Below are 18,072 nucleotides of genomic sequence, written 5' to 3' on the forward strand. Positions count from 1 at the left end.
GCGCTTCCTAACGACATACGCTCACGAATGGGGACCGGCAAATGGCTCACGCGCCGTAATCAGGAGCGTACATTCTTCCGGACATACCAAAGCAGACTGGCGATCGATCTCTGACTGCCATAAATAATAACTATGTTTATTGGCGATTCCATCGCCGGCTCCGGCCCCGTGCCCGCAGTTGATTGGGCGATCAGCGATCGTCCAATTGAATATCCTTTTGCGCTTGAGGTCATGCGCAGGCGTGCTGCGGCAATCCGCGACAACCGGTCTCGCGAGCTCATCTGGCTGCTGGAGCACCCCCCGCTCTACACGGGCGGCACCGGAGCGAAAGACGCTGATCTTCTCAATGCCTCGGCGCTACCGACCTATCGCACGGGTCGCGGAGGCCAGTTCACCTATCATGGGCCGGGCCAGAGGGTCGTCTATGTGATGCTCGACCTCAGGGCGCGGGGTTTCGACATTCGCGCGTTCGTAACTCAGCTCGAAGCTTGGGTGGTCGGCGCCCTGGCTCAGTTCAACGTCACCGGCGAGACGCGGCGGGATCGGGTTGGCGTCTGGGTCAAGAGGCCGTCAGCGACCGGAGTTGTCGAAGAGAAGATTGCGGCCATCGGTCTGCGCGTCAGTCGCGGGGTCTCGAGTCATGGCTTGAGCATCAACGTCGATCCGGACCTCTCCCACTACGGCGGAATCGTTCCATGCGGCATCCGCGATTACGGTGTCACCAGCCTGGCGAGCCTGGGCTTGCCGGTGACATATTATGATGTCGACGTTGCACTGAGGACAAATTTCGAGCGCGCGTTCGGGGCGACGAAGCGCGTCGAGCCGCCAGAGACCGACACCGGGCATGCCGGCGCGGGGGATTCACTAAGCTGCTGAACTGAGAAAAGAAAAGGCGCCTGCATCCTATGGGATACAAGCGCCCGATGCACTTGCCGCAATCTTCTCTCTAGTTATTTCGATCTCCGTTATTCGAGGCGCTGCCACCGGTCGGCGCTACCTCGCTATTCGAAGAATCGTAATAGAGAAAACCCCCTTCGACTGAGACGCTTTCCGAGCCTTGAAGCTCGTACTCGTCTTTCGAATTGTCGTTGAGGCGGATGATGCAGCCCTTCCGACAGACCCCATCGATAACCTTGCCGGTCGGCAAAACCTCGTCTTGGCGAGAGGAGCCCTCAGTGATGGTGAGCTTGACGTCCTTATCACTGCGGTTGGTAATCGTGGCTGCGGAAGCAGCCGAGGTCATAAGAAGAGCTGCGATCGTGCGAACCGTATGAGCCGGAAGGTCGGTACGGCCGCTCCTGCGATCACGGCAGAAAGTCATTACTTCTTTTTCTTCTTAGCTGCCTTTTTGGCAGGAGCTTTCTTGGCGGCTTTCTTTGCAGCTTTAGCCATTTTAGATCGTCCTTCCGTTTTAATCGTAGACAGACGAGTGCGCCTGTCGACCCGACTCGAGTCGAGTCATTTTGACATTGATAAACTTCAAGACAATGCACAAACGAAATTTGATGTTTGGTGATATCGAAAATGTCGATAGATGAGTTTTTATCTCAGATGTGAAGTTCGAACCCGATGGACGTCAATCTCGCTCGCACATTTCTGATTGTTGCTGAGACGGGCAGCTTCGTCGATGCCGCGCGCAAGCTCAACATTACCCAGTCGACCGTCTCTGCGCGAATCAAAGGTCTCGAAGAGCTGCTCGGGCGACCACTCTTTACGCGCTCGAAATCCGGCGTCGAGCTGACGGCAGCAGGGGAGCTGTTTCAGAAGCATGCGCTGGCGCTCGTGCGCGTCTGGCAGCAGGCGCAGCTTCAAGTTTCCCTTGCAGATCAGCACCCGGAGCACATTTCGGTCGGGGCACCGCTCAGTTTATGGAGTGGATTCCTGCTAAAATGGGCATCAGGGCTGAGAGTACAGATCCCTGGCATTGCGGTTTCGGCAACGGCCAGCGCCTCGGCACAGTTGAGCCAGCGTCTGATCGAGGGGACGCTGGATCTCGCCGTCATGTATCGCCCGTCGCTACCTCCGGGCCTCACAATCGAACATCTGTTCGATGAGGAATTCGTCCTCATATCGTCCGCGAAAACCGGCGGACGACGCACGGTCAGCGATTATCTGCTTGTCGATTGGGGAATCGATTTCGTGCAGGACCATGCTGCGGCTTTCCCCGAGCACGCGAATCCCGCCATCAGCCTCGATCTCGGGCCGATGGGGCTCGATTACCTGCTTGCCAATGAATGTTCCGGCTATTTTCCGGTCCGCATGGTGAGAAAACTCATCGCACGTGGCCGGGTAAGGGAGCCGAAACGGGCCCGCAAGTTCGTTTATCCCGTCTACATGGTCTATCCGGAGACCCGGAACGAGGAAGCCTTTGAACCAATCCTCCGCGGGCTGCGGCGCGCCGCAGCCAAGTTCAATTAGCTGCAGACGAGACTGCTGACCGGCGTTTATTTTCAGGCAAACTCGAGAATCACCGCATCGACGGCAAGGCTATCGCCCGGTTTGGCGCTGACCTTCTTTACCTTGCCATCGCGCTCGGCCTTGAGAATGTTCTCCATCTTCATGGCTTCGACGATCGCCAGCGCATCGCCGGCCTTCACGTCCTGGCCTTCCGTGACGTTGATTGTCTTCACGAGACCGGGCATCGGGCACAGCAGATATTTCGACATATCCGCCGCGACCTTGACCGGCATCAGAGCTGCAAGCTCCGCCTCACGGGTCGTGTAAACGTAGGTTGGCGCCTGCATCCCGCGATAGGACAGAAGCATGCCGTTCGCGATCGGGCGGACCTGCACGGCCACGTCGGTACCTTCCACGGTGCCGTGCCAGACTGGCTCGCCTGGCCACCAGTCTGAGGTGATTTCCAGAGTCTTCGCCGGCTGACCGGCGTCGTTCAAGATCGAGATATAATAGGGCCCAGGGATCGTTCCCATCGCCTCAAGCTGGACGGTCGCGTCCCCAACCTTAACGACCCGGCGCTTGGCGAAGCTGATCGATCGGCCTGCCATTTGATGTGTGATGTCGCGGCGGCGCGCATTGCCGAGGTGATCGATGGCACCCGCGACGGCAGCGAGTGTCGTCAGATCGGCACCCTCGGGTACGCGAGGTTCGAAGCCGTCGGGGAATTCTTCTTTAATGAAGCCCGTCGACAGGTTTCCCGAACGCCAACGCGGGTGCTGCATCATGGCGGCCAGGAACGGCATGTTGTGCTGGATGCCGTCAATATAGAAAGCATCGAGCGCTGCCGCCTGTGCCTCGATCGCGGCGGCGCGGGTCGGCGCATGGGTCACGAGCTTGGCGATCATGGGATCGTAGAACATCGAGATCTCGCCGCCTTCGAAGACGCCGGTGTCGTTGCGCACCGTCACGCCGTCCCTCTTGCCCTCCGCCGGCGGGCGATACTTCACGAGGCGGCCGATTGACGGCAGGAAGTTGCGAAACGGATCTTCGGCGTAGACGCGGCTTTCGACGGCCCAGCCCTTCAGCGCGATATCAGCCTGCTTGAAGGGAAGCTTTTCGCCGGCGGCGACGCGGATCATCTGCTCGACAAGATCAATGCCCGTCACGAGCTCGGTGACCGGATGTTCCACCTGCAGGCGTGTGTTCATTTCAAGAAAGTAGAACGAGCGATCTTGACCCGCGACGAACTCTACCGTGCCGGCGCTGTCATAGCCGACCGCCTTCGACAGCGCGACGGCCTGTTCGCCCATGGCCTTGCGGGTCTTTTCGTCGAGCAACGGCGACGGGGCTTCCTCGAGAACCTTCTGATTGCGGCGCTGGATCGAGCATTCTCGCTCGCCGAGATAGACAACGTTGCCGTGCTTATCGCCCAATACCTGAATTTCGATGTGGCGGGGATTCTCGATGAACTTCTCGATGAAGCAGCGATCGTCTCCGAACGACGACTTCGCCTCGGAACGCGCGAGCTGGAACCCTTCCTCGGCTTCCTTGGCGTTGTAGGCGATCCGCATGCCCTTGCCGCCGCCGCCGGCGGAGGCCTTGATCATGACCGGATAGCCGATCTCATTGGCGATCTTGACGGCGTGCTTGGCGTCGCTGATCTCGCCGAGGTAGCCGGGGACGGTCGAGACCTTGGCGGCAGCAGCCGCCTTCTTGCTCTCGATCTTATCGCCCATCGCCGCGATCGCCCTGGCGTTCGGACCGATGAAGACAATCCGATTCTTCTGAAGGGTGAGCGGGAACGCCTCGCGCTCCGACAAAAATCCATAACCGGGGTGGACCGCCTCGGCGCCCGTCGATTTGCAGGCCTCGATGATCTTGTCCATGAGAAGGTAGGATTGAGCTGCGGGCGCCGGACCGATGTGGACGGCTTCGTCGGCCATATCGACGTGAAGTGCGTCGCGATCGGCGTCCGAATAGACCGCCACCGTCTTGATGCCCATCTTGCGCGCCGACTTGATGACGCGACAGGCGATTTCGCCGCGGTTAGCGATCAGGATCTTCTTAAACATCGGCCGTCCCCGGTCCTTCCCGTGATTGTTCGTATCGCTGCTTATGGGAATGCAATGAGCCGTTCTAGTGTGTGGCGGGAACGACGTAAACATGGCAAGGCGGCCCTGGACCCTACGGCCCTGCGATCACCTGCCGCATAATGGATTTGGCCAAGACTTTGGCCGAGCGGGCACTCAGGCCGCGTGGACGAGCCGGGCCACAGCCTCGCTCAGAGAGGGATGGATTTTCGGGCTTTCCTGTTCGAGATACTTCACCAGCGCTGTTTCGCTGGGGCTCAAACGCCCGTCGCGGCCCAAGCGGCTGACCAGCCAAGTCGCCTCGACCTCCGTGATCTCTTCGTTGGTGATGATTTCGATCCGCTGGTGCTCAAGCCGCGCCAAGGCGCGCTCCTCCGGCGTCTGGTCATGATAGGCGTCCTGGATCGACGCTAGGTTCGATCGAACCATCGAGAGGAGTGCGGCGAGCACCGAAGTTTGCTTTTCCGGCTCATGCAGGCTGGCCTCCTGGCGAAGCGCTTCCTCGCGGGAGGGAACACGGTAACCGGACGCCGCCATCATCACGTTCGCGATCGCCTTGACGAAAAAATCGGTCCAAACAGGATTGGGCTTCTGATCCGCGACCGCTTCATCGATATCGAACAGGACGTCGGCCTCGGCGCGCGTGACCGCGACGTGCCCGTCGCCACCAAACGCGTAGATCATGCGGCGGAGCAGATCGACTTCGCCTTCCGTAATGATGCCCGGAGCAAGCGATTTGCCGTTCCGCAGCGGCCCATCTCCATAAATGACCGCCGCCTTGACCTGCTCGAGCGCAAACTTGACGAGACTGACGGGCGCCCAGCGCGCCTTGTCGAGAACATTCACCAGCAGCTCGAGTTCGGTCTTGCTGTCGACGCGGCCGTCACGCGAGATGCGCTCAATCAGCCAATGGGCGTTGTCCGCCGTCAGATAACCCTGCGGCCGCTCCTGAAAGACGAGATAGTCGGTGATGGCCTCGACGAAGAAGTCAGCCCAATCGGCCGGCTGCTCGCGACAGGCGTCGTTGATGTCGAAGAGAAGCGCAGCCTCTTCGGCGGTTACGATGCCGTCCTCATAAAATACCTGCCTCAAGGCGCGTAAATCCGAACCTTCGAGGCTTCCGCGTTTTACAAATTCCCCAATCGGAAGCGACTGCAACCCACTCATCGGTAACCCAACCCCAAGCGCCGACAACTGCGGGTCAGAGTAGGGTCCTATACTTAATCTCCTGTTAAAGGCTGCACGAAATTTACACAGGCCTTAGGGCCCGATGAATCTCTTGGGAGATCGTGTCACATAAAGTATCGAGGACCGCAGCGGAAGCTGCGATCCTCGTTCATACCCGCCGCGCTCCCGCAAGCGCAGCAGGAAACATGTCGAGCGTACTGTTGGAATGCTATTTCCGCCACCGCTGATGAACCGTTGCTGAAGGATACCAGGAGAGCGCAGCATTTCCTGTTTGTAATGTCTGCACTGCGCGAAACGGCAAAGCCAACGCGCCGTCTAGACAGGTCTCGCCAAAATTATAACCCGTCCGGCGGGGGGCTACCGGACGGGCCGTTCCGGCCATTTACGTTGTCAGTATCGGAGCACGAACGCAAAAGACCAGTGGGTGGGCCTCGCAGAGGGGGAGCCTCCGCAAAGCGATGGCTGCTGCGTATCGGCGATACGATTGATCATCTCGCGCGCAGTCGACCTTCAAACGCACGTGCACCGAGTTTCCGTCGCCGAATTCGAAAAGTGCATCCAATAGCGAGGATCATTCTGCGAGATGAGATAGCAATCGTGCGCGCGGCTGTGGCAAACTTTGGCCTCGCGGGAGTAGAACGCGCGTCTCGAGGAAATGCCCTGTCAGCGCGAAGCCAAGCCGGACATCATGCCCGGTCACGACGCCCGATCTATGCCTGGTCAGGAATGCCGGAAGCGGGAGCAGCTTGTCCCTGTACGGTTCGCCTGCAGATGCAGACACCGCGCGTCCCGTTCGTGGCGACACATAGATCAACTGATCGTTGCTGCCGGTCGCTGCGCATTGGCTGAGATCCAAACCAAATCCCAACTCCTCGAGCAACGCCAACTCCCAGCGAACGAGGAGCGCCGGCCATACCGTAGCATCGTTCAAGAACCCCAACACAAAGAGGGTTATTTCATATAGGTTCGGATGCGGATCGCGCTCGGGCAGCAAGCGAGTCAATGTCGTGATCGTCGAGAGCGCCGCAAGAGCTGCTGCATCGTCCAGCGTCTCGGCCGCAAAGGCGCGGCGCATTTCGATGGTCACATGCCCGAGCTGATCGGCGAGACGCGCCTTCCAGGTTGCGTCGACGTGATTGCCGGCTTGCAACACGGGGCGAAGACGCCGCGACCGGCCGCCGTGAACGAGGCCCAGATGGCGGCCATGCACACGCGTCCACAGCTCTATGACCGCCGCCGTTTCGCCGTGCGGCTTGGCCGATAGAATGATGCCTTCATCCGTCCATTGCATAATTCAACGATCGTCGGAGCGCCTCACGACTTCGGAAACGGCAGGCCCATCTCGCGATAGCGTTCAGGGTCGCTTTCCCAATTCTCGCGCACTTTGACGAAGAGGAACAGATGGATGCGGTGGCCTGCCATTTCCTCGATCGCGCGGCGGGCGGCGCTTGAAATCTGCTTGATGGTCGCGCCATTCTTGCCGAGGACGATTTTTTTCTGCCCATCGCGCTCGACATAAATCGTCTGTTCGATGCGGGCCGATCCGTCCTTCAGCGTCTTCCAGCTCATCGTCTCGACGGTTGTCGTGTAGGGAAGCTCCTGGTGCAGATAGCGGTAGATGCACTCGCGCGTCATCTCGGCGGCCTGCGTGCGCATCGGGACGTCGGTCACGTCGTCTTCCGCATAGTGCCAAGGCCCTAACGGGACAACCCCCGCAAGATAGGACCGAAGATCGGCAACGCCTTTGCCTTCCAGCGCCGAAACCATGAAGATCCGGTCGAAGGCCAGTTCCTGATCGAGCCGTTTCGCCAGCGCCAGCAGCTTGGTCTTGTCCTCGACGTGATCGATCTTGTTCAGAACGGCGACGCGTTTCATCTGCGCCAACTTCAATCGCTCGACGATCCGCATCACATCGTCGTCGGGGCCGGCGGCGGCATCGATAACCAGCAGAACGGCGTCAGCGTCTTCGAGACCGCTCCACGCCGCATCGATCATGGCGCGGTCAAGCCGCCGCTTCGGATTGAAGATCCCGGCGGTATCGAGAAACACGATCTGGCTCTGACCTTCGACGGCGATGCCGCGGATAGGAGCCCGCGTCGTCTGCACCTTGTGCGAGACGATTGCGACCTTGGTTCCTACGAGAGCGTTTACAAGTGTCGACTTACCGGCGTTCGTCGGCCCAAGCACGGTGACAAATCCACAGCGGCGTTCGCCAGTTCCGGACGATCTCTGCGCCTCATCAGACGTCGCCAAGACGGCCTCCTTCGCCCTCGCGGGTCAGAAGCGCCGTCGCTGCGGCTTGCTCCGCGATGCGTTTCGATGCGCCTTCGCCTTGAGCTGGTGCGCGCCCGGCGATGATGACCTCGGCGGTGAAGCGCGGTGCATGATCCGGCCCTTTGCGCGACACGACCGTGTATTTCGGCAATGCCAAACCCTGGCCTTGCGCCCACTCCTGGAGCGCCGATTTAGCATCGACCGCGACTTCCGGCACAGGCTCCGACTGCTCCTGCCAAAGTTTGCGAACGACGGTGCGCGCCTTCTCGAAACCCACGTCGATGAAAACGGCACCGAGCAGGGCCTCTGCAGCGTCGGCAAGAATCGTCGTCTTGTCGCGCCCACCGCTGTCGGCTTCGCTTTCCGACAGAATGAGGTGTGCGCCGAGACCAATGTTGCGCGCGACCTTGGCGCATGCTTCGCCGCGCACCAGCCGGTTATAGCGGCGGGCGAGTTCGCCTTCGCTCGCTTCGGGATATTGTTGATTCAGGATCTCAGCGATTGCGAGACCGAGCACGCGATCACCAATGAATTCCAGGCGTTCGTTGTCGAAGCGCGCAATTTTTCCGCCGCGAACGCTCGCGTGCGTCAATGCCCGCTCCAAAAGGCCAGGGTCCTTGAAGCGGTGCCCGAGCTTGGTTTCAAGCTCTTTAAATTTCCGAGGTCTCAACATGCGACTGTGCCGGTAGCCGTTTACCGCACGAGATGGAAGAACCTGTTCCAGCGGATGTCAAATGGCCATGTCCAAGGCGACCACCAACGGAAGGCATCCGGATCATCAACATCGGCGGAAAAGAAGATGATCTCGGCTCGTCCTATGAAGTTCTCGAATGGAACATATCCGACTCCATAGCGAGCCGATTGTACCCGGCTGTCCGTGGAGTTGTCGCGGTTATCACCCATCATAAAGTAATTGCCCGGCGGGACCTTATAGACGCCGGTATTGTCGTAGGGCCCGTCCGGATCGCTGTCGAGCACCTTGTATTTTACGCCGTTTGGAAGCGTTTCCTCATAGACGGGAATGGTACGCTCGCGGCCTTCTTCACGTGTCGTGAAGGTACCCGCGGGGACCTTTGGCACAGCCTGCCCGTTGATAAAGAGCTGACCGTTCTTCATCTGAATTTCATCGCCCGGAAGACCAATGACGCGCTTGATATAATCCGTTGAATTATCTCGCGGCAGTTTAAATACGGCAACGTCGCCTCGCGTCGGTTCCGAGCCCAGAATGCGCCCCGAGAACAGGTTCGGGCTGAATGGGAACGAAAACCGGCTGTAGCCGTAGGAAAGCTTCGATACGAAGAGGTAATCGCCGACGAGCAGCGTCTCCTTCATAGAGCCCGATGGAATATTGAATGGCTGATAGAAGAAGATGCGAACGAGCATCGCGATTGCGAGCGCTTCGACGACGATGATGATGGTTTCCGACCAACTCGATCCCGACGTCTTGGTACCAATGCTCATCCAGGAGGCTCCCTCTGCGCCGCCGAGCGGCATCGGCCGGGCTCGCTTTGTGTCAGCGGATCGCTATAGCGAGTTTGCCTATAGCCCGCAATGAAACGTACCAACATGACAAAAACGTAAGTAAAAACAGTAAGTCGCACCTTCGAAGCATCCTTTCGAGGGGATTCCGCCTCGACCGCAGCCGGGAGCGGCGCCACCCCGGTGAAGCTTCAGTCCGATGAGTTGTCCCTACTCGCAAGTGCGGAAATAACGACGAATGCTTCGGCTAGCGGATATTCGTCGGTCAACGTGACGTCGATGCGGGCCGTAAAACCTTTGGGCGTCAGCTGTGCCAGATGGCGCGCAGCGCCGCCTGTGAGCGCGAGTGTCGGCCGGCCGCTCGGCGTATTGACGACGCCGATATCGCGAAAATGAACGCCGCTAGTGAAGCCCGTCCCCAGCGCTTTGGTTGCGGCTTCCTTGGCGGCGAAGCGCTTGGCAAAAGTGTGGGCCGGGTGCACCCGGGATAATGCTTTCCTTCGCTCTTCGTCAGTGAAAACGCGAAGCAAAAAGCGGTCGCCATAACGCTCAATCGATTTTTCGATACGGCGAATATCACAAAGATCGTTGCCGATGCCGAGGATCATCAACTGGACCGCCCCAGGCAAGCAGCGTCTTCGCGCGCCTCATCCATCAGCAGGCGCATGCGTCTGACGGCTCCCGACAGCCCGCCGAAGATCGCCTCCCCGATCAGGAAGTGCCCAATGTTGAGTTCGACAATCTCCGGCATCTGAGCGATGGGCTTGACCGTGTTGTAAGTCAATCCATGCCCCGCGTGAACTTCCAGTCCGGCAGATGCGGCAGCCCGAGCCGCGGTCGCGTGGCGCTCGATTTCGCTCGCAACTCCAGCGGCGTCATGCTCAAGCGCCAAATTGCAGTATCGGCCCGTGTGAAGTTCGACGATATCCGCACCAACCGCCGCAGCCGCTTCAATGGTCTTGATATCCGGTTCGATAAAGAGGGAAACGCGAATACCGGCATCGCGAAGTCTGGCGATGAACGGCTTCAGCGTTTTGACGCTGCCTCGCACGTCGAGACCGCCTTCCGTCGTCCTTTCCTCGCGACGCTCCGGCACGAGGCAGCAGGCATTCGGAACATGACGAATCGCGATGCGGAGCATCTCGTCCGTCGCGGCCATTTCGAGATTGAGGGGCCGTGTCAACTCGTTCTTGAGGCGCGTTATATCGGTGTCCGAGATGTGGCGGCGATCTTCGCGAAGATGAGCCGTGATGCCGTCGGCGCCGCCTTCAATCGCAAGATGCGCGGCACGAAGGGGGTCGGGATGCACGCCGCCACGCGCATTGCGCAAGGTTGCGACATGATCGATGTTGACGCCAAGGCGTAGCGGAGCGCGACGCATTGCGTCGGTTGCAGACTTCACAAGTTTATCGAGAGCAGGCACGATCTTCGGCCATCAAGGTGTCATTAGGGAGGACCGGCATCTGCCGGTTAGTGCGCCCTGCGCCGCTTTTGAAAAACGCGCACGGCCTGGCGGGTAGGATAGTAGCTAAAGACGGCCGCGATCAAGCCGACGAGCAGCCCGCCGATGACCATCGGCTCGACAATCGGCGACAAGCTAACGACGGCAGTGTCGAGCGAACGCGAAGGCGCCATCAGCGTCGCGCTGAGCGCATTGGCGGTTTGGACGAAATGCTCGGCCGCATAGGCGGGATCGTCGCCCAGCACCCAGACGCCCGCAACGTACGAGGCGCTCCAGATCGCGGGCCAGCTCAACGGATTGCCGACGAATGTTCCTAGCAGTGCGGCAGGGATACTGACACGCAGCAGAAACGCGAGCGCGCCAGCGAGCGCCATCTGAAAGCCGAGAAATGGCGTGCACGCCGCAAAGACCCCCGCCGCGCACCCGAGCGCCACTTCGTGCGGTGTCGCGCGGAGCCTAAGAATACGCCGCCAATAGTAGAAGAGGTGCCTTCGCAAAGGCACCAACTTCAGCGCCCACCTGCCGGCAACATCCGAAACAACTGACAACTTATCCCGCAAACCGCGATGAACCATCGTACGCCTTGTGCCGGCTCTCCTACATGCCCGAAATTATGCGCAGATTAAGCTACTCGAAAAGACGTTCAACCTTGGCGACAGAGGATTTCGCCCTGAGGCCGGCGATTATGTGGTCCAAATGCACCAAATCGAAGACCTCGAGCTCGATATGCATAACGGTGAAGTCTGCCGCCCGTTTCGCCATCTTGATATTGTCAATATTGCCGCCGGTTTCCCCGATAATCTTGGCGATTTCGGCCAGCGAGCCCGGGGCGTTGACGGCTGTTACGCTGATTCGCGCAGGAAATCGTTGAGGGTGCTCGGGATCGACGTCCCATGTGGCATCAATCCAGTGCGCTTCCTCGTACTCTTTGAGGCGCGGCGAATGGATCTGAAATACCCGAATGCCCTCGCCGGGCGCCATGACACCGACGATTCGGTCGCCGGGAACGGCACCGCCCGGCTCGAAGCGGACAGGCAGCTCCTGGCTCGGACCACCAATTGAAATCGTTGCAGTATTGTCTATTTCGGCAGTGCGGAATTTCAGACTCTTGATTTTCTCGATGTTGAACCAGCCGTCCTGCGCTCGCGCGCGGCCAAACCTGCGGCTCGGCTTGTAACCTTCTTCGACCGGGCTTCCGCCCACCTGGGGCACAATCGCAGCGAGTATATCGGGCAACGCGACGTCATTGCGGCCGACCGCCGCAAGAAGCTCATCGGCCGATTTGAACCCCATCTTGGGAGCGGCGGCCTTTATTTTTTCTTCCGAGTAATCGATCTCCATGCCCGCCAGCGTCGAGCCGACGAGTTGCCGGCCAAGTTCGATGAAACGTTTCCTCTCAGCTTCGCGCGCCGCGCGCCGTATCGCGGCGCGCGCCCGGCCGGTGATCGCGAAGGCTTCCCAGGCAGCGGAGCGCACGTGGTTCTTCGAGGTTTCGATCACAACTTCGTCGCCGTTGCGCAAGTGCGTATCGATGGGCACATGGCGGCCGTTGATGTAGGCCGCGATGGCTTCGTTGCCGATATCGGTGTGGACAGCGTAGGCAAAATCGAGCGGCGTCGCCCCGCGCGGCAATGCAATGAGGCGCCCCTTCGGGGTAAAGCAGAAAACCTGATCGTGAAAAAGCTCGAGCTTGGTGTGCTCAAGGAATTCCTCGGGATTAGCCGCTTCGAGCAGCGACGAGATCATCGCCCTGAGGCGTCCGTAGGGGCTGTCGTCGGCGTCTTCGTCGACGTCGTGGCCGTTCGCCTGATACTGCTTCTCTTTATATAACGCATGAGCCGCAATGCCGAACTCGGCGGTATGCTGCATCTCATGCGTCCGGATTTGCAGCTCGACACGCTGATGGCGAGGCCCATAGACCGTCGTGTGGATGGACTGATAGTTGTTGCGCTTCGGCGCCGAAATGTAGTCCTTAAAGCGGCCGGGCACCGTGCTCCAGGTCGTATGGACGATGCCGAGGATGCGATAGCAATCCTCGATCGAATCAACGATGACGCGGAAACCGTAGATGTCGGAGAGCTGTTCCAGACTGATCTGCTTGTTCTCCATCTTACGCCAAATAGCGTAAGGTTTTTTCTCGCGTCCCGTCGCTTCTGCGCTGATGCCGGCATCGGCGCACTTGCGCGCGATCGCCTGTCGAATTTCCTCGACAAGACCGCGATTGGGCTGACGCATTTCCGCCAGTCTTTCCGTCACGGCCTCATAGGCTTCCGGATGCAGCCAGCGAAAGGCGTGGTCCTCAAGCTCCTCGCGTAGCGCCTGCATGCCCATCATGCCCGCCAGCGGCGCATAGATATCGAGCGTTTCCTCGGAATTGCGCCGACGGCTTTCGGGCTTCATGTGCTCGAGGGTGCGCATATTGTGAAGCCGGTCCGCAAGCTTCACGAGCAGCACACGAATGTCGGTCGAAATCGCAATCAGGAGTTTGCGGAAATTTTCAGCCTGCTCCGCTTTCTTGGAAACGAGATCGAGGCGCTTTATCTTGGTCAGACCGTCGACGAGGCTGCCGATCTCCGGTCCGAACATCTGGTCGATCTCTGCCCGGGTGGCGTCGGTATCCTCAATGACGTCGTGCAGGAGTGCCGTCGCGATCGTCGCATCGTCGAGCTTCAGCTCGGTCAGGATCGCGGCGACTTCGAGAGGATGCGAGAAATAGGGCGCGCCCGACGCGCGCTTCTGATTGCCGTGCGCCTTCATAGCATAGACGTAGGCGCGATTGAGCAGCGCCTCGTCGGCTTTCGGATCGTATTTGAGAACCCGCTCGACGAGTTCGTATTGCCGCATCATGACCCGCCGCACTCCTTCCGGGCGCAAGCGTAACCGAATCTCCGATTCAGATTAAAGCCAATCGACGTGCGGCAGCGCGACGGAACGAGCCCCGCCACCGGACTTTAGCGCGAGCGGTCCCGCGGATCGCGATCGCGTTCACGCTCCCGCGGACCTGCACCCGATCCGATGTTTGCGGAGGGCTCAAGCGGGGTCATGCTTTCGAGACCACGCAGAAGCTGCTCTTCCGTCATCACGTCAACCTGCGTATCTGTCGACAGGTCATCGCGGCCGAGCATCGGTGCGCGGCGATCCGGCGGCAGAAGCGGGGCGGCGACGGCTTCTGGCTCGTCGACCTCGGTGTTCTTCTGGATCGAGGAGATCAACGTCTCGCGCATATCGTCGGGCGAGAGGGTCCGCTCGGCGATCTCACGCAAGGCAATGACCGGATTCTTGTCATCGTCAGGCGCGATCGTGATGGCGCTGCCATTCGTAATGGCGCGAGCCCTGTGAGCTGCCAGGAGAACTAGCTCAAAACGATTAGGAATTTTGTCGACGCAATCTTCGACGGTAACGCGAGCCATGAGGGCTGACCTTCCCTTGGTTAACTATCGGCTGCTCAATTGAATTGGGGCGCAGACAATCGCTCGGACCGCTTCACAGCGCCACGTTGGTGCTTCTTTCGCATGTTGATGGGTGGAAAGCAAGTTTCCTGGAACGGAGTCATTGTACGCGTCGTTTAAGTCACCGTTGCGTCACTTTGGATTTCAAGCCACATTGCTCAGACTATTTGATCAGACTATTTGTCACAATTGTTAATCGTTGCAACGATCTGTTATCCCTTTGTCTACGCTGTAGAAGCACCTTCACATCCTCCGCCCATCGCGGCGATTGTTAAGAAAGAGAGTAGCTTTCTCTCATCATTGCCCCCCGGCGACGTTGTTGGACATCGTTTGGTATTCAAGTGGCATCAAGGACCAGCCATGCATTTTTATCCGACAGAACGTATCGCGTTGTTCATCGATGGGGCCAATCTCTATGCGACCGCCAAGTCGCTTGGGTTCGATATCGATTACAAGCGTCTGCTCGGCCTTTTCCGACAGAAGGGGCAGCTTGTAAGGGCGCTTTACTACACGGCACTGGCTGAGGAGCAGGAATATTCATCTATTCGCCCGCTTATCGACTGGCTGGACTACAACGGCTTTTCTATGGTGACGAAGCCGACGAAAGAATTCACCGACGCGACGGGCCGCCGCAAAGTCAAAGGCAACATGGACATCGAGCTTACAGTCGATGCCATGCGACTTGCCGATGCTCTCGACCATATCGTGATTTTCTCGGGCGACGGAGATTTCCGCAGCCTCGTTGCTGCCCTTCAGCAAAAGGGGAAGCGCGTTAGTGTCATTTCGACATTACAGACGCAGCCGCCGATGGTTGCTGACGAATTGCGTCGGCAGGCCGATCAGTTCGTCGATCTCGCCGACCTTGAAGATCAGATCGGCAGGGCTCAGAACGGCCGCGGCCCGCGTGAAGGGGCACGGAATTATCAAGGCCGCGGATCGGCGCAATCGCCGCGTGATTCAAGCTATTTCGGAGACGACGACCTCGCCGAAGAGGAAGTCTGAGCGGCTCTCTCGGAAGGCCTTTGATCCATGGCGGGCGCGCTGACGGCTGACGCTATCGGGCCTGAGGCTCCCGTTAAATGTGGCCGCTGCCCGCGTCTTGTCGCCTATCGCCACGACAACGAAGCCAAAGAGCCGTCATGGTTCAACGGCGCAGTTCCGTCGTTCGGCGATGCCGATTGCCGCCTTTTGATCGTCGGCTTGGCGCCCGGCCGCAACGGAGCCAATCGGACGGGCAGGCCTTTCACCGGCGACTATGCCGGCGACCTTCTCTACGCGACACTTCTCGCTTACGGCTTCGCGCGCGGCAGCTATCAAGCGCGCGTCGACGATGGTCTTGAGCTCGTCGACTGCATGATCACCAATGCGGTTCGCTGCGTACCTCCCGAAAACAAGCCGGAACCGGTAGAGATTGCGACCTGCCGCCCCTATTTCCAGTCGCGCCTCGGCCATCTACCGCATATGAAAATCATACTGGCGCTCGGACGCATCGCCCACGATCAGGTTTTAACGACGCTTGCGAAGCGCAAGACGCTCTTTCCGTTTGCGCATGGGGCGCGTCACGAGATTGGGTCGAACCGCATCCTGTTCGATAGCTTTCATTGCTCGCGCTACAATACGAACACGGGCCGGCTGACGCCCGCCATGTTCCGGGCCGTGTTTGAAGATATCAGGCGCGAGCCCGATTGAGTGATAGCAACAGTTCGCGGGCATGCGTCGCGGGCAGATACACTGGATAGATGGCGCGATAAACAACGCCATTCCTTACGATCATCGTCAGCCGCTTGAGGTACGTAACGCCACCCGTTTCGAAGCGCGGCAGATTCAAAGCGTCCGCAAATGCGAAATTTTCGTCGCTGAGCAGGAGGTAGGGTATTCCCGCGCGAACCGCGAACTCATGCTGCAGGGCGTGCGGTTGCGCGCTCAGTCCGAAAACTTCATACCCGAGCAGTTCGAACTCGGCATAACAATCGCGGAAGCCTTCCGCCTCAGGAGTTGAGCCGTGGGCGCCGGGAATCGTGTCCCAATCCGGGGGATTTGGCGCGCCAGGCGTCCCCGTCATTGGATAAACGAAGACGATCGCCCTCTCCTGATAACGAGCAAGATTCACGTCCGCGCCGCGCGTCGCAGGCAACGAAACATCAGGCAAACGCGTGCCGGCTATGAGGTGCTTTGCGCCACCATCATCGATGGGCGCGGGCCAGGGCCAATGGTCGTTCGCCTCGGATTTCTTCGACACAGCTCAGCCTCGTTCGCGCATCAGCCGCGCCTTTTGCCGGTTCCAGTCGCGCTTGGCCGCATCCTGACGTTTGTCCGACTGGTTCTTGCCCTGCGCGAGACCAACCTTAACTTTCGCCCGACCCTTGGCATTGAAATAAAGTTCGAGCGGAACGAGCGTCATGCCCTTGCGCTCGACGGCAATCGCGATCTTGTGGATCTCACTCGCATGCATCAGCAGCCTGCGTTTGCGGCGCGGCTCGTGCGGGAACATCGCGGCGCCAGGATATTCCGCAATGTAGCTGTTGATCAGCCAGACTCCTTGATCCTCAACGGACGCATAGCTTTCGGCGATGTTCGACTGCCCCCTCCGCAATGACTTCACCTCCGATCCGAGCAACTCGATACCTGCTTCCCAGCTGTCGGTGATGAAGTATTCGTGCCGTGCCTTCCGGTTCTCGGCGACAAGCGTGCTGCCGTCGTCGCGTTTCGCGGCCATCGTTCAACAAGCTCCAGGCGCGTTTACTCGGCTGCTCTAGCGCCGATCAGGTCGAGTTGATGCAGCACCTGATCGACAGCCTTGCGCGCGGATTCCGAAATCGGGACCATCGGCAGCCGCATTTCGCCCGTGCCGAAACCCAGTCTCGATACTGCGTATTTCACCGGTCCCGGATTGCTTTCGATAAACATGACCTCGTGCAGCGGCATCAGGCGATCCTGCAATGCCAGCGCTTTTTTGAAATCTCCAGCGAGACACGCATTCTGGAACTCGGCGCAGAGACGCGGCGCGACGTTCGACGCAACGGAAATGCATCCTGAGCCGCCGTGCGCCATGAAACCAAGTGCCGTTGCGTCTTCTCCCGAGAGCTGACAGAAATCTGGACCAAGAGCCGCGCGCGTTTGCGAAGGCCGCGCGAGATTGGCCGTCGCGTCCTTCACGCCGACGACGTTCTTCAGCTCGTAGCAACGCGCCATCGTCTGAACCGACATGTCGACGACTGACCGGCCAGGAATATTATAAATGACGATCGGAATGTTGATCGCATCGTTGATGGCCTTGAAGTGCTGATAGAGCCCTTCCTGGCTCGGCTTGTTATAGTACGGCGTCACGATCAGAACCGCATCGGCTCCAACCTTTTCGGCGTACTGCGACAGCTCGACTGCTTCATCCGTCGAGTTGGAGCCGGTTCCGGCGATGACCGGCACACGTTTTCTTGCCGTTGTGACGCAAAGCTCTATGACGCGCTTGTGCTCATCGAAGTCGAGAGTCGGGCTCTCACCGGTCGTTCCGACCGGAACGAGGCCGTGTGTGCCTTCTGCGATCTGCCACTCTACAAACCGCGTGTAGGTCGCTTCATCGACCTTGCCGTTTCTGAAAGGCGTGATGAGCGCCGTGATCGAACCTTTAAACATGCATGCGCCTTGATTTGATTTCTGGAGCCGGGTCCGTCCAGAAGGGCCGACGTGTCTCGGTTGTAGACATCTACTGATAAACTTGTCCTAAAAGGTCCCCTTC

At 59.2% G+C, this 18,072-nt stretch carries 20 protein-coding genes; 5 read left to right on the forward strand and 15 right to left on the reverse strand.

The window, feature by feature from the left end; all coding sequences use genetic code 11:
• Nucleotides 1-132: 132 nt before the first annotated feature.
• Entirely contained in the window at nucleotides 133-876 is a 744-nt protein-coding gene (lipB, locus tag HYPDE_RS10920) for a lipoyl(octanoyl) transferase LipB (RefSeq protein ID WP_015598516.1), read from the forward strand.
• Between the two features lie 70 nt (nucleotides 877-946).
• Here the strand turns inward: lipB and HYPDE_RS10925 are convergent, their stop codons facing one another.
• Nucleotides 947-1,243 (reverse strand): hypothetical protein, encoded by a 297-nt coding sequence (locus tag HYPDE_RS10925; RefSeq protein ID WP_244437606.1) that lies wholly within the window; start codon nucleotides 1,241-1,243, stop codon nucleotides 947-949.
• A gap of 27 nt (nucleotides 1,244-1,270) precedes the next feature.
• On the opposite strand from HYPDE_RS10925, the gene HYPDE_RS19360 reads away from it, so the two are divergent.
• Nucleotides 1,271-1,516 (forward strand): hypothetical protein, encoded by a 246-nt coding sequence (locus HYPDE_RS19360; protein WP_187290887.1) that lies wholly within the window; start codon nucleotides 1,271-1,273, stop codon nucleotides 1,514-1,516.
• Between the two features lie 53 nt (nucleotides 1,517-1,569).
• Nucleotides 1,570-2,418 carry a LysR family transcriptional regulator gene (locus HYPDE_RS10930; RefSeq protein ID WP_015598518.1) on the forward strand — a complete coding sequence of 283 codons (849 nt, stop codon included), beginning with the start codon at nucleotides 1,570-1,572 and terminating at the stop codon, nucleotides 2,416-2,418.
• A 32-nt stretch (nucleotides 2,419-2,450) separates the two neighbouring features.
• Here HYPDE_RS10930 and HYPDE_RS10935 read toward each other — a convergent pair whose 3' ends face one another.
• The 11 genes from HYPDE_RS10935 to rpoZ form a co-directional block, all read right to left on the reverse strand.
• A complete protein-coding gene (locus tag HYPDE_RS10935; RefSeq protein ID WP_015598519.1) occupies nucleotides 2,451-4,469 on the reverse strand; it encodes an acetyl-CoA carboxylase biotin carboxylase subunit in 2,019 nt (672 codons plus the stop codon).
• A 174-nt stretch (nucleotides 4,470-4,643) separates the two neighbouring features.
• Nucleotides 4,644-5,654 carry a hypothetical protein gene (locus HYPDE_RS10940; RefSeq protein ID WP_015598520.1) on the reverse strand — a complete coding sequence of 337 codons (1,011 nt, stop codon included), beginning with the start codon at nucleotides 5,652-5,654 and terminating at the stop codon, nucleotides 4,644-4,646.
• 592 nt (nucleotides 5,655-6,246) lie between these two features.
• Nucleotides 6,247-6,966, reverse strand: a complete 720-nt coding sequence (recO, locus tag HYPDE_RS10945) for a DNA repair protein RecO (RefSeq protein ID WP_015598521.1) — start codon at nucleotides 6,964-6,966, stop codon at nucleotides 6,247-6,249.
• Between the two features lie 23 nt (nucleotides 6,967-6,989).
• Nucleotides 6,990-7,928: a GTPase Era gene (era, locus tag HYPDE_RS10950; RefSeq protein WP_015598522.1), complete on the reverse strand. Its 939-nt coding sequence runs from the start codon at nucleotides 7,926-7,928 to the stop codon at nucleotides 6,990-6,992.
• A complete protein-coding gene (gene rnc, locus HYPDE_RS10955) occupies nucleotides 7,915-8,622 on the reverse strand; it encodes a ribonuclease III (RefSeq protein ID WP_015598523.1) in 708 nt (235 codons plus the stop codon). The genes era and rnc overlap by 14 nt, the downstream gene beginning before the upstream one ends.
• A 20-nt stretch (nucleotides 8,623-8,642) precedes the next feature.
• A complete protein-coding gene (gene lepB / locus HYPDE_RS10960) occupies nucleotides 8,643-9,410 on the reverse strand; it encodes a signal peptidase I (RefSeq protein WP_051112074.1) in 768 nt (255 codons plus the stop codon).
• Nucleotides 9,411-9,619: 209 nt separating this feature from the next.
• The gene (gene acpS, locus HYPDE_RS10965; RefSeq protein WP_015598525.1) at nucleotides 9,620-10,036 is read right to left on the reverse strand and encodes a holo-ACP synthase; all 417 of its coding nucleotides are present in this window, start codon (nucleotides 10,034-10,036) and stop codon (nucleotides 9,620-9,622) included.
• Nucleotides 10,036-10,851, reverse strand: coding sequence for a pyridoxine 5'-phosphate synthase (locus HYPDE_RS10970; protein ID WP_015598526.1), 816 nt, complete (start codon nucleotides 10,849-10,851; stop codon nucleotides 10,036-10,038). The genes acpS and HYPDE_RS10970 overlap by 1 nt, the downstream gene beginning before the upstream one ends.
• 47 nt (nucleotides 10,852-10,898) lie before the next feature.
• On the reverse strand, nucleotides 10,899-11,393 hold the full coding sequence (locus tag HYPDE_RS10975) for a DUF2062 domain-containing protein (RefSeq protein ID WP_244437828.1): 495 nt from the start codon (nucleotides 11,391-11,393) through the stop codon (nucleotides 10,899-10,901).
• 124 nt (nucleotides 11,394-11,517) lie between these two features.
• A complete protein-coding gene (locus HYPDE_RS10980) occupies nucleotides 11,518-13,737 on the reverse strand; it encodes a RelA/SpoT family protein (protein WP_041320366.1) in 2,220 nt (739 codons plus the stop codon).
• A 104-nt stretch (nucleotides 13,738-13,841) separates the two neighbouring features.
• The gene (gene rpoZ / locus HYPDE_RS10985) at nucleotides 13,842-14,300 is read right to left on the reverse strand and encodes a DNA-directed RNA polymerase subunit omega (protein WP_015598529.1); all 459 of its coding nucleotides are present in this window, start codon (nucleotides 14,298-14,300) and stop codon (nucleotides 13,842-13,844) included.
• Between the two features lie 399 nt (nucleotides 14,301-14,699).
• Here rpoZ and HYPDE_RS10990 point away from each other — a divergent pair, with 399 nt between their 5' ends.
• Both HYPDE_RS10990 and HYPDE_RS10995 read left to right on the forward strand, forming a co-directional pair.
• Entirely contained in the window at nucleotides 14,700-15,341 is a 642-nt protein-coding gene (locus HYPDE_RS10990; protein ID WP_041320368.1) for an NYN domain-containing protein, read from the forward strand.
• A gap of 27 nt (nucleotides 15,342-15,368) precedes the next feature.
• Entirely contained in the window at nucleotides 15,369-16,028 is a 660-nt protein-coding gene (locus HYPDE_RS10995; RefSeq protein ID WP_015598531.1) for a uracil-DNA glycosylase, read from the forward strand.
• Here the strand turns inward: HYPDE_RS10995 and HYPDE_RS11000 are convergent.
• The 3 genes from HYPDE_RS11000 to dapA are packed head-to-tail and all read right to left on the reverse strand — an operon-like array spanning nucleotide 16,009 to nucleotide 17,969.
• Nucleotides 16,009-16,578, reverse strand: coding sequence for a peroxiredoxin (locus HYPDE_RS11000; RefSeq protein WP_015598532.1), 570 nt, complete (start codon nucleotides 16,576-16,578; stop codon nucleotides 16,009-16,011). The two genes, HYPDE_RS10995 and HYPDE_RS11000, sit on opposite strands and share 20 nt — an antisense overlap.
• A gap of 3 nt (nucleotides 16,579-16,581) precedes the next feature.
• On the reverse strand, nucleotides 16,582-17,055 hold the full coding sequence (gene smpB / locus HYPDE_RS11005; protein ID WP_015598533.1) for an SsrA-binding protein SmpB: 474 nt from the start codon (nucleotides 17,053-17,055) through the stop codon (nucleotides 16,582-16,584).
• 23 nt (nucleotides 17,056-17,078) lie between these two features.
• A complete protein-coding gene (gene dapA / locus HYPDE_RS11010) occupies nucleotides 17,079-17,969 on the reverse strand; it encodes a 4-hydroxy-tetrahydrodipicolinate synthase (protein WP_015598534.1) in 891 nt (296 codons plus the stop codon).
• Between the last annotated feature and the right edge of the window lie 103 nt (nucleotides 17,970-18,072).

Origin of the sequence: Hyphomicrobium denitrificans 1NES1 (assembly GCF_000230975.2) — a bacterium.
GTDB classification, from domain to species: domain Bacteria; phylum Pseudomonadota; class Alphaproteobacteria; order Rhizobiales; family Hyphomicrobiaceae; genus Hyphomicrobium_B; species Hyphomicrobium_B denitrificans_A.

Bases quoted from the DNA above. Each gene is read 5' to 3' on its own strand.
- lipB (WP_015598516.1), top strand. From the start codon at position 133: ATGTTTATTGGCGATTCCATCGCCGGCTCCGGCCCCGTGCCCGCAGTT.
- HYPDE_RS10925 (WP_244437606.1), bottom strand. From the start codon at position 1,243: ATGACCTCGGCTGCTTCCGCAGCCACGATTACCAACCGCAGTGATAAG.
- HYPDE_RS19360 (WP_187290887.1), top strand. From the start codon at position 1,271: ATGAGCCGGAAGGTCGGTACGGCCGCTCCTGCGATCACGGCAGAAAGT.
- HYPDE_RS10930 (WP_015598518.1), top strand. From the start codon at position 1,570: ATGGACGTCAATCTCGCTCGCACATTTCTGATTGTTGCTGAGACGGGC.
- HYPDE_RS10935 (WP_015598519.1), bottom strand. From the start codon at position 4,469: ATGTTTAAGAAGATCCTGATCGCTAACCGCGGCGAAATCGCCTGTCGC.
- HYPDE_RS10940 (WP_015598520.1), bottom strand. From the start codon at position 5,654: ATGAGTGGGTTGCAGTCGCTTCCGATTGGGGAATTTGTAAAACGCGGA.
- recO (WP_015598521.1), bottom strand. From the start codon at position 6,966: ATGCAATGGACGGATGAAGGCATCATTCTATCGGCCAAGCCGCACGGC.
- rnc (WP_015598523.1), bottom strand. From the start codon at position 8,622: ATGTTGAGACCTCGGAAATTTAAAGAGCTTGAAACCAAGCTCGGGCAC.
- lepB (WP_051112074.1), bottom strand. From the start codon at position 9,410: ATGAGCATTGGTACCAAGACGTCGGGATCGAGTTGGTCGGAAACCATC.
- acpS (WP_015598525.1), bottom strand. From the start codon at position 10,036: ATGATCCTCGGCATCGGCAACGATCTTTGTGATATTCGCCGTATCGAA.
- HYPDE_RS10980 (WP_041320366.1), bottom strand. From the start codon at position 13,737: ATGATGCGGCAATACGAACTCGTCGAGCGGGTTCTCAAATACGATCCG.
- rpoZ (WP_015598529.1), bottom strand. From the start codon at position 14,300: ATGGCTCGCGTTACCGTCGAAGATTGCGTCGACAAAATTCCTAATCGT.
- HYPDE_RS10990 (WP_041320368.1), top strand. From the start codon at position 14,700: ATGCATTTTTATCCGACAGAACGTATCGCGTTGTTCATCGATGGGGCC.
- HYPDE_RS10995 (WP_015598531.1), top strand. From the start codon at position 15,369: ATGGCGGGCGCGCTGACGGCTGACGCTATCGGGCCTGAGGCTCCCGTT.
- smpB (WP_015598533.1), bottom strand. From the start codon at position 17,055: ATGGCCGCGAAACGCGACGACGGCAGCACGCTTGTCGCCGAGAACCGG.
- dapA (WP_015598534.1), bottom strand. From the start codon at position 17,969: ATGTTTAAAGGTTCGATCACGGCGCTCATCACGCCTTTCAGAAACGGC.